This window comes from Actinomadura hibisca NBRC 15177, assembly GCF_001552635.1.
Lineage (GTDB): Bacteria > Actinomycetota > Actinomycetes > Streptosporangiales > Streptosporangiaceae > Spirillospora > Spirillospora hibisca.
Genome location: NZ_BCRO01000079.1, coordinates 53,269 through 60,879, shown reverse-complemented (window position 1 = coordinate 60,879; position 7,611 = coordinate 53,269). Strand labels below are relative to the sequence as shown.

8 protein-coding genes are annotated in these 7,611 nt (G+C 73.5%); all 8 read right to left on the bottom strand.

Annotated elements, in window-relative coordinates:
• Nucleotides 1-134: 134 nt before the first annotated feature.
• The 8 genes from AH6_RS32130 to trpB all read right to left on the bottom strand — a co-directional run bounded on the left by AH6_RS32130 (nucleotide 135) and on the right by trpB (nucleotide 7,604).
• Entirely contained in the window at nucleotides 135-938 is an 804-nt protein-coding gene (locus AH6_RS32130; RefSeq protein ID WP_067487711.1) for a hypothetical protein, read from the bottom strand.
• Nucleotides 939-1,029: 91 nt separating this feature from the next.
• A complete protein-coding gene (locus AH6_RS44305; protein WP_067487710.1) occupies nucleotides 1,030-1,737 on the bottom strand; it encodes a VIT1/CCC1 transporter family protein in 708 nt (235 codons plus the stop codon).
• 2 nt (nucleotides 1,738-1,739) lie between these two features.
• Nucleotides 1,740-3,041, bottom strand: a complete 1,302-nt coding sequence (gene lgt, locus AH6_RS44300) for a prolipoprotein diacylglyceryl transferase (RefSeq protein ID WP_157431856.1) — start codon at nucleotides 3,039-3,041, stop codon at nucleotides 1,740-1,742.
• A 116-nt stretch (nucleotides 3,042-3,157) separates the two neighbouring features.
• Nucleotides 3,158-3,961 (bottom strand): DsbA family protein, encoded by an 804-nt coding sequence (locus tag AH6_RS32115; protein WP_245679556.1) that lies wholly within the window; start codon nucleotides 3,959-3,961, stop codon nucleotides 3,158-3,160.
• Between the two features lie 123 nt (nucleotides 3,962-4,084).
• The gene (locus tag AH6_RS32110; protein ID WP_067487706.1) at nucleotides 4,085-4,852 is read right to left on the bottom strand and encodes a DsbA family protein; all 768 of its coding nucleotides are present in this window, start codon (nucleotides 4,850-4,852) and stop codon (nucleotides 4,085-4,087) included.
• Nucleotides 4,853-4,901: 49 nt separating this feature from the next.
• Entirely contained in the window at nucleotides 4,902-5,396 is a 495-nt protein-coding gene (locus AH6_RS32105) for a vitamin K epoxide reductase family protein (RefSeq protein ID WP_067487704.1), read from the bottom strand.
• Between the two features lie 157 nt (nucleotides 5,397-5,553).
• The gene (trpA, locus tag AH6_RS32100; RefSeq protein WP_067487702.1) at nucleotides 5,554-6,384 is read right to left on the bottom strand and encodes a tryptophan synthase subunit alpha; all 831 of its coding nucleotides are present in this window, start codon (nucleotides 6,382-6,384) and stop codon (nucleotides 5,554-5,556) included.
• Nucleotides 6,381-7,604, bottom strand: coding sequence for a tryptophan synthase subunit beta (gene trpB, locus AH6_RS32095; protein ID WP_245679555.1), 1,224 nt, complete (start codon nucleotides 7,602-7,604; stop codon nucleotides 6,381-6,383). Before trpB ends, trpA begins: the two co-directional genes overlap by 4 nt.
• Nucleotides 7,605-7,611: the final 7 nt, after the last annotated feature.

Sequence of the window (7,611 nt, the reverse complement as noted above, 5' to 3'; positions counted from 1 at the left end):
GGGCCGGGGTCCGGGAAGGGGACTGGCGGCCGGAGCGGGTCGCCGCGCCACGGCGGGCGCGGCCGGGTTCGTCATGGTCCACGTCGGCGCAGACTACTGCCCGGGGAACACTGCCGCGGCACCGCCCGGCCGGTTCACCGCGCCTTCCCGCCGGCCATCTCGATGCGTCCCCACACGAAGTCGGCGGGCTTCTCCACCGGGAGGCTGGCCTCGATCACCTCGTTGAGCGACCCGGGCTGGCCGCCGCCCGCGCGCTGCACCCACGTCACCACCGCGTAGTGGCCCATCGCCTTGGCGTAGGCGGCGCTGAAGCCCGCGCCGAACGCCGGGGCGCCCTTGGGGTTCAGCGGCAGCACGAACCCGGCCTTGGTCTGCGGGTCGATGGCGCGCAGCACCTGCCGCGCGCCCGCCACGTCCTTCATGTTGAACACGGCGAACTGGCCGAGATAGCGCTTGTCGGAGCCGACGTAGGAGCCGCGCAGCACCTGCGTGCAGCCCTGGGCGGCCAGGTCGGCGTGCAGGCGGTCGCCCCAGGTGACGGCCTTGCAGTCGGCGGAGACGTCGCTGCCGGCGAGGGTGAAGGTGTACTTGCCGGTCGTGACGCTCTTGGCGTCGGCGCCGAACACCTCGCCCTGGCCGAGCGGCCGGGGATCGGTGGTCCGCTGCGCGATCCTGGTCATGCCCTCGACCTCGTGGTCGGGGGTGTAGGCGACCGGCAGCAGCGCGGCCGGCGCCGGTTTCCTCTTCTCCTCGCCGCCGGTCAGCACGACCGCGGCCACCGCCGCCAGCACGACGGCCACCAGGACGCCCGCGGCGCCGAACAGCACCTTGGGCGGGGGGAGCCTGCGGGCGGGCTTGCCGCCCTCCTCCGGCCAGAAGTCGCGTCCGCGCTCGGCGGACGCCGCCTGGGGAGCACCAGTGTCACGCGCCTCGATCACAGCCGGGAGCTTAGCGGTCCCGCCGCCCCTCCCGTGCCAAAAGGGAGCTTCCTCCCCCTTTGTCGGCCTCGGGGCCGGGCTCGGGCCGGGCTCAGACGCCGTTGACGCCGATGAGGGCCCCGACGCCGTAGGTGAGGGCGGCCGCCGCGCCGCCCAGCGCGAGCTGCCGCAACCCGCCGAACCACCAGGACCGGGAGGTCACCCGGGCCACCAGCGCGCCCGCGCCGAACAGCCCCAGCCCCGCCAGCAGCGCGGCGGGCCACAGGCTGGTGGCGCCCAGCAGGTAGGGCAGCACCGGCAGCAGCGCGCCCACCGCGAACGAGGCGAACGACGACCCGGCCGCCAGCAGCGGCGACGGCAGCTCGCCCGGCGCCACGCCCAGCTCCTCGCGGGCGTGCACGGCCAGCGCGTGGTCGGGGTCGCTGGACAACTGCCGGGCCACCTCGGCGGCGGTCACGGGGTCCACGCCGCGCGCCTCGAACATCCCGGCCAGCTCGGCGGCCGGGTGGCGGGCCAGCTCCAGCCGCTCCACCTCGATCTCGGCCGCCGCCAGCTCGGACTGGGAGGCCACCGAGATGTACTCCCCCGCCGCCATCGAGAACGCGCCCGCCGCCAGGCCCGCCAGACCGGCCAGCAGGACCACCCGCTGCGGGGCCTGGCCGCCCGCGATCCCGGCGATCAGCGCGAAGTTGGAGACCAGGCCGTCCATCGCCCCGAACACGGCGGGACGCAACCAGCCGCCGGTGACGTCCCGGTGCTGGTGATGGATCTCGGCGGCGGGTCCGGACCGTTCGGTCACGGCTACTTGGCGGCCTTGTCCCCGGCCTTGGGCTCGGGCTCGTCCTCGGTGCCGGTCCTGCCCTCGGTCTTGCCCTCGTCCTCGGGCTCGGTTCCGGTCTCGGGCTCGGGTTCGGCGGGCTTCTCGTCGGCCTCGGCGACCTTGGTGATCTCGACCTTGTCCTCGGGCTCGGGCTCGGGCTCGGGCTCGGGCTCGGGCTCGACGACGGTCTCCGGCTCGGCCTCGGCTGCGGGCTCGACGACGGTCTCGGGCTCCGGCTCGTCCTCGACCTCGGGCGCCTCGGCCCTGGTCTCCGGCTCCGGCTCGGCCTCGGTCTCCGCCGCGGGCTCCTCCTTGGCGAGGGCCACTGGAGCGGCCTTCTCCGCCTTCTCGGCGGGTTCCGGCGTGGGGTCGATCTCGGTCTCGGCCGCCGCGTCGGGCACCGTCTCGGGGGCCGTCGCCGCCGCGGTCTCTGCTTCGGGGGCGGTCCCGACGTTCTCCGGGCCGGTCTTGTTGCGGGCGTAGTACATGTAGCCGACCGCGCCGAGGAACACGACGACCGAGGTCCACTCGTTCAGGCGCAGGCCCAGGATGTGGTGGGCGTCGTCGATGCGCAGCGACTCGATCCAGAACCGGCCCACGGTGTAGGCGGCCACGTAGAGGGCGAACGCGCGGCCGTGGGTGAGCTTCCAGCGCCGGTCGGCCCAGATCACCAGGATCGCGACGCCCACGCACCAGAGCGACTCGTACAGGAACGTGGGGTGGTAGGTGGCGATGTCGGCGTACTTGGGGTCCAGGCTGCCGTCCGACAGGCGGGGCCGGTGCGCCTGGTCGATCTCCAGGGCCCAGGGGGCGTCCAGCGGCCGCCCGTACAGCTCCTGGTTCCACCAGTTGCCCCAGCGGCCGATGGCCTGCGCCAGGGCGATGCCGGGGGCGATCGCGTCGCCGAGCGCCAGCACCGAGACGCGGTGCCGGCGGCAGCCGATCACCGCGCCGAGCGCTCCCAGCAGGACCGCGCCCCAGATGCCGAGGCCGCCCTCCCAGATCTTCAGCGCGTTGACCGGGTCGCGGCCCTCGCCGAAGTAGCGCTGGTAGTCGGTGACCACGTGGTAGAGCCGGCCGCCGACCAGGCCGAACGGCACGGCCCAGACCGCGACGTCGATGATCACGCCGGGCGTGCCGCCCTTGGCGGCCCAGCGCCGCTCGCCGAGCCAGACCGCCACGACGATGCCAAGAATGATCATCAGGGCGTAGGCGCGGAGCGGGACGGGTCCGAGGTGCCAGACACCTTCGGCGGGACTCGGAATGGCGGCGAGCGGCTGCATGAGCGATGACGTTACCGCCTTTCGCGCCGCGCCCGTGCCGCCGGTCCGAGGAAGATCGCGACAACGGCGGCCGGGACCGCTTTCCGGGTGCCCGCGAGCCCCGGCACGGCCCCGCGTCAGCTCCGCTCGGCGGCCCGGACGGCCTTCTCCAGGCCCGCCGGGTCGAGCACCTGGCCGCGCAGGTCCAGGGCCTTGCCGTCCAGCAGGACGGTGGGCGTCCCCTCGATCTTGCGGTCCTCGAAGGCGTACCGGGTCATCGTCGCCAGCTCGGCCGCCTTGGCGTCGCCGGTGACGCAGCCGGGAAAGGCCCCGTCGGTGATCCCGGCGTTCCGGCCCCAGGCGACCAGGTCGTCGTTGGCGAAGCCCTCGTCGCCCTCCTCGGGCTGGTTGGCGTAGAGGGTGTCGTGGAAGGCCAGCCAGCGGTCGGCGGGCGCGCACAGGGCCGCGTTGGCGGCGCGGTGGCTGTTGGACGACAGCGGCTCGCGGTCGGCGCCCTGGAACAGTTGCAGGGGCCGGTAGACGACGCGGAGCGCGCCCTCCCCCGCCAGCCGCTTGATGGTGTCCCCGGCGGCCTCCTCGGCCTGCTTGCAGATCGGACACTGGAAGTCCTCGAAGATCTCCAGCACCGGTCCGTTCACTCCTGCCTTGGCCATCAGCGTGGAGCCGTCGGCCTGGCGGGACACCGGGGCCAGCGGCCCGGTGTAGGAGGAGGCGGTCTTCGCGTCCTCGTCGTCGCCGCCGCGCACCGCCACGACCACCACGGCGACGATCACCGCGGCGGCCGCGATGCCGCCGACGGTGATCAGCAGCAGCCTGCGCTGCCGGTCCCTGGCCTGGCTCCGGGCGCGCTCGGTCGCCAGCCGTTGCCGTGCCGAACGATCCCGCTCCGCGTTCCCCATCCGCATCCCCCGATCGCGCATGACGTGCGTTGTCCCAGTTCAGAGGCTACTGGTAGGGATCCGGGGCGGTCGTGGGCGGGCGGCGGGAAAGGGCGACGCCGCGCCCCCGGTGCGGGGACGCGGCGTCGGAACGCTCGGCGGGCGCTACTTGGCGGCGGCCGCCGCGGCGACGGCGCCCTTGATGTCGGCCATGCCGCGCTGGTCGAGCTTCTTGCCGTCCAGGAAGACCGTCGGGGTGCTGTCGATCTTGCGCTCCTGGAGGGCGTAGGTGGTCATCGACTCGACCTGCGCCTTCTTCTGCTGGTCGGTGACGCACGCGTCGAAGCCGGCGTCGGTCACGCCGACGTCCTTGCCCCAGGCGACCAGGTCCTTGGGCGCGAAGCCCTCGCTGCCCTCGCGCGGCTGGAACTTGAACAGCGCGTCGTGGTAGGACAGCCACTTGTCGGCCGGGACGCACAGGGCGGCGGCGGCCGAGCGGAACGAGTTGGACTTGATCGGGTCGGGCTGCTGGCCGAACAGGTGGAACGGCCGGTAGACGACCTTGACCTTGCCCTCGGCGGCCAGCTGCTTGACGTCCTTGCCGCCGGCCTCCTCGAACTGCTGGCAGGCCGGGCACTGGAAGTCCTCGAAGACCTCCAGCACGGGCTTGGTCACCCCGGGCTTGGCCATCACGATCGAGCCGTCGGCCTCGCGGGTCAGCGGCGCCTGGGGGCCGGTGTAGGCGCTGGCCGTCTGGTCGCGCTTGCCCTTCTGGTCCAGGACCACCACCGTGACCGCCACGATCGCCGCCACCGCGACCACCCCGCCCAGGATGATCGCCAGCAGCCGCTGCTGCTTCTGGCGCGCGGCCTGCTTCTGGCGCTCGACGGCCAGCCGCTCGCGCGCGGTCCGCTCCCGTGCGGCCTTGCTCATGGACTACTCCTCAATCGGCCCCGCGGCCCGGCGCCGCAGGGGGTCGGATCTAGTCGGTCTGACCGATCCGGCGGAACTCGTCCACCAGGACGAGGATGAACAGCAGGATAGTGATGACGTGCACGCCGGTGCACCACAGGCAGATCTTGTGCAGGATCGCCAGCTCGGCGGTGACCAGGTACACCACGAACAGCACGCCGACGCAGACGCTGCCGAGCCGCGCCCAACGCCACAGCGGACTCGCCGAGCGCAGCGCGGGCGGGGTGATCAGCACGGCGAAGCCGACGAAGAACGCCAGGCCCAGCAGCGGCAGCGGGATGCCGAACAGCTCGGAGTACTCGCTGGTGGTGACCGAGTGGCAGTCCACCGTCTTGCTCGTGGAGCAGACCAGCGCGCCCTCGTTGTAGTGGGTCACCGTCAGGTAGACCGAGATCGCGAGCCCGGCGAGGGTCAGGACCCACGCCGTGAGGGTGAACCACAGCGGACGGGCGGGGCCCGGCGTCGCCGCCGCGTTCCCGCCGGTCGCCTCGGCGTGCTGCACCATCCGTGTTCCCTCCGAGCCTGGCCGTCACCGTCAGGTCAGGCCGGGGCGGCTGTGGAAGCGCCCCGGCCTGGCCGGGTCTCACCTTATGGGACCGGGGATAAGGCCCGCGTAGGAACGACGCGCCGGATCGGGCGCGCGGCCGGTCCGGGACCGGGCGTCAGGCGCGGCCCCGCACGCCCTCGGCCAGCTCGGCGGCCAGCTCCCGGACGCCCGCCAGCCCGGCGGCGCGGTCGGGGGCGTCCAGCAGGCGGCGGATGAACGCCGAGCCGACGATCACGCCGTCGGCGAACGCGGCGACCTCGGCGGCCTGCGCCCCGGTGCCGACGCCGAGGCCGAGGCCGATCGGCAGCGCGCCGCCGTGCGGGGCGGTCCCGGCGTCCTTGCCGATGATCGTGCGGGTGCGCTCCACCAGCCGGGGCGCGCCGGTGTTGACGGCGGTGCGGGCGCCGGTGACGCCCATCAGCGAGGCGGCGTAGACGAAGCCGCGGCTGTGCCGGGTGATCGTCTCGATGCGCTCGTCGGTGGAGCTGAGCGCGACCAGGAACACCTTGTCGAGGTCGTGCTCGTCGGCGGCGGCCAGCCACGGCCCCGCCTCCTCGGGCGTGAGGTCGGGCGTGATCAGACCTTGGCCGCCCGCCGACTTCAGGTCGCGGGCGAAGGCGTCCACGCCGTAGCGGTCGACGGGGTTCCAGTAGGTCATGACGAGGGTCGCCGCGCCGGTGGCGGCGACGGCCTCGACGGTGCGCAGCACGTCGGCGACGCGGACGCCGCCGACCAGCGCCTGGTGGACCGCGTCCTGGATGGTGGGGCCGTCCATCATCGGGTCGCTGTAGGGCAGCCCGATCTCGATGACGTCGCAGCCGGCCTCGACCATGGCGGTCGCGGCGTCGATCGCGCCCTGGTAGTCGGGGAAACCGGCGGGCAGGTAGCCGACCAGCGCGGCCCGGCCCTCGGCCTTGGCCTTGTCGTAGGCGTCCCGGACGCTCATCGGCCCTCACCCTCGGGCATCAGGCCGAAGTACTCGGCGGCGGTGTGCATGTCCTTGTCGCCGCGGCCCGACAGGCACACGACGAGGGTGCCCTCGGGGCCCAGCTCCTTGCCGACCTTGATCGCGCCGGCCAGCGCGTGCGCCGACTCGATCGCCGGGATGATGCCCTCGGTGCGGCACAGCAGCGAGAACGCCTCCATCGCCTCGGCGTCGGTGACCGGGCGGTACTCGGCGCGGCCGCTGTCGTGCAGCCAGGAGTGCTCGGGGCCGACGCCGGGGTAGTCGAGCCCGGCGGAGATCGAGTGGGACTCGACGGTCTGGCCGTCCTCGTCCTGGAGCAGGTAGGTGCGCATGCCGTGGATGACGCCGACGCGGCCGCCGGAGATGGTGGCGGCGTGCCGCCCGGTGTCCACGCCGTCGCCCGCGGCCTCGAAGCCGCACAACCGCACCGAGGCGTCGTCGACGAAGGCGTGGAAGGCGCCGATGGCGTTGGAGCCGCCGCCGACGCAGGCCACGACGGCGTCGGGCAACTCGCCGGTCAGGTCGATGACCTGCTGGCGGGCCTCGACGCCGATGATGCGCTGGAGCTCGCGGACCATCATCGGGAACGGGTGCGGGCCCATGGTCGAGCCGACGCAGTAGTGGGTGTCGTCGACGGTGGCGACCCAGTCGCGGAACGCCTCGTTGCAGGCGTCCTTGAGGGTGCGGCTGCCGGTGCGGACCGGGACGACCTGCGCGCCCAGCATCCGCATGCGCGCGACGTTGAGGGCCTGGCGCTGGGTGTCGACCTCGCCCATGAAGACGGTGCACTCCAGGCCCAGCAGCGCGGCGGCGGTGGCGGTGGCCACGCCGTGCTGCCCGGCGCCCGTCTCGGCGATCACGCGCTTCTTGCCCATGCGCTTGGTGAGCAGCGCTTGGCCCAGCACGTTGTTGATCTTGTGGGAGCCGGTGTGGTTGAGGTCCTCGCGCTTGAGCAGGATGCGGGCGCCGCCCGCGTGCTCGGCGAAGCGCTTGGCCTCGGTGAGGATGCTGGGACGGCCCGCGTAGTCCTTGAGCAGGCCGTTCAGCTCGGCCATGAACTCGGGGTCCTTGCGGGCGGCGGCGAACTCGCGGTCCAGCTCGTCCAGCGCGGCCATCAGGGCCTCGGGGGCGAAGCGGCCGCCGAAGACGCCGAAGTGGCCGGTGGCGTCGGGGACGGTGGCGGATTCGGACGCGGACATGGCTGAG

Excerpts from the sequence above, each read along its gene's own strand:
- lgt (WP_157431856.1), bottom strand. The coding sequence starts at position 3,041 with ATGCAGCCGCTCGCCGCCATTCCGAGTCCCGCCGAAGGTGTCTGGCAC.
- AH6_RS32115 (WP_245679556.1), bottom strand. The coding sequence starts at position 3,961 with ATGCGCGATCGGGGGATGCGGATGGGGAACGCGGAGCGGGATCGTTCG.
- AH6_RS32110 (WP_067487706.1), bottom strand. The coding sequence starts at position 4,852 with ATGAGCAAGGCCGCACGGGAGCGGACCGCGCGCGAGCGGCTGGCCGTC.
- AH6_RS32105 (WP_067487704.1), bottom strand. The coding sequence starts at position 5,396 with ATGGTGCAGCACGCCGAGGCGACCGGCGGGAACGCGGCGGCGACGCCG.
- trpA (WP_067487702.1), bottom strand. The coding sequence starts at position 6,384 with ATGAGCGTCCGGGACGCCTACGACAAGGCCAAGGCCGAGGGCCGGGCC.
- trpB (WP_245679555.1), bottom strand. The coding sequence starts at position 7,604 with ATGTCCGCGTCCGAATCCGCCACCGTCCCCGACGCCACCGGCCACTTC.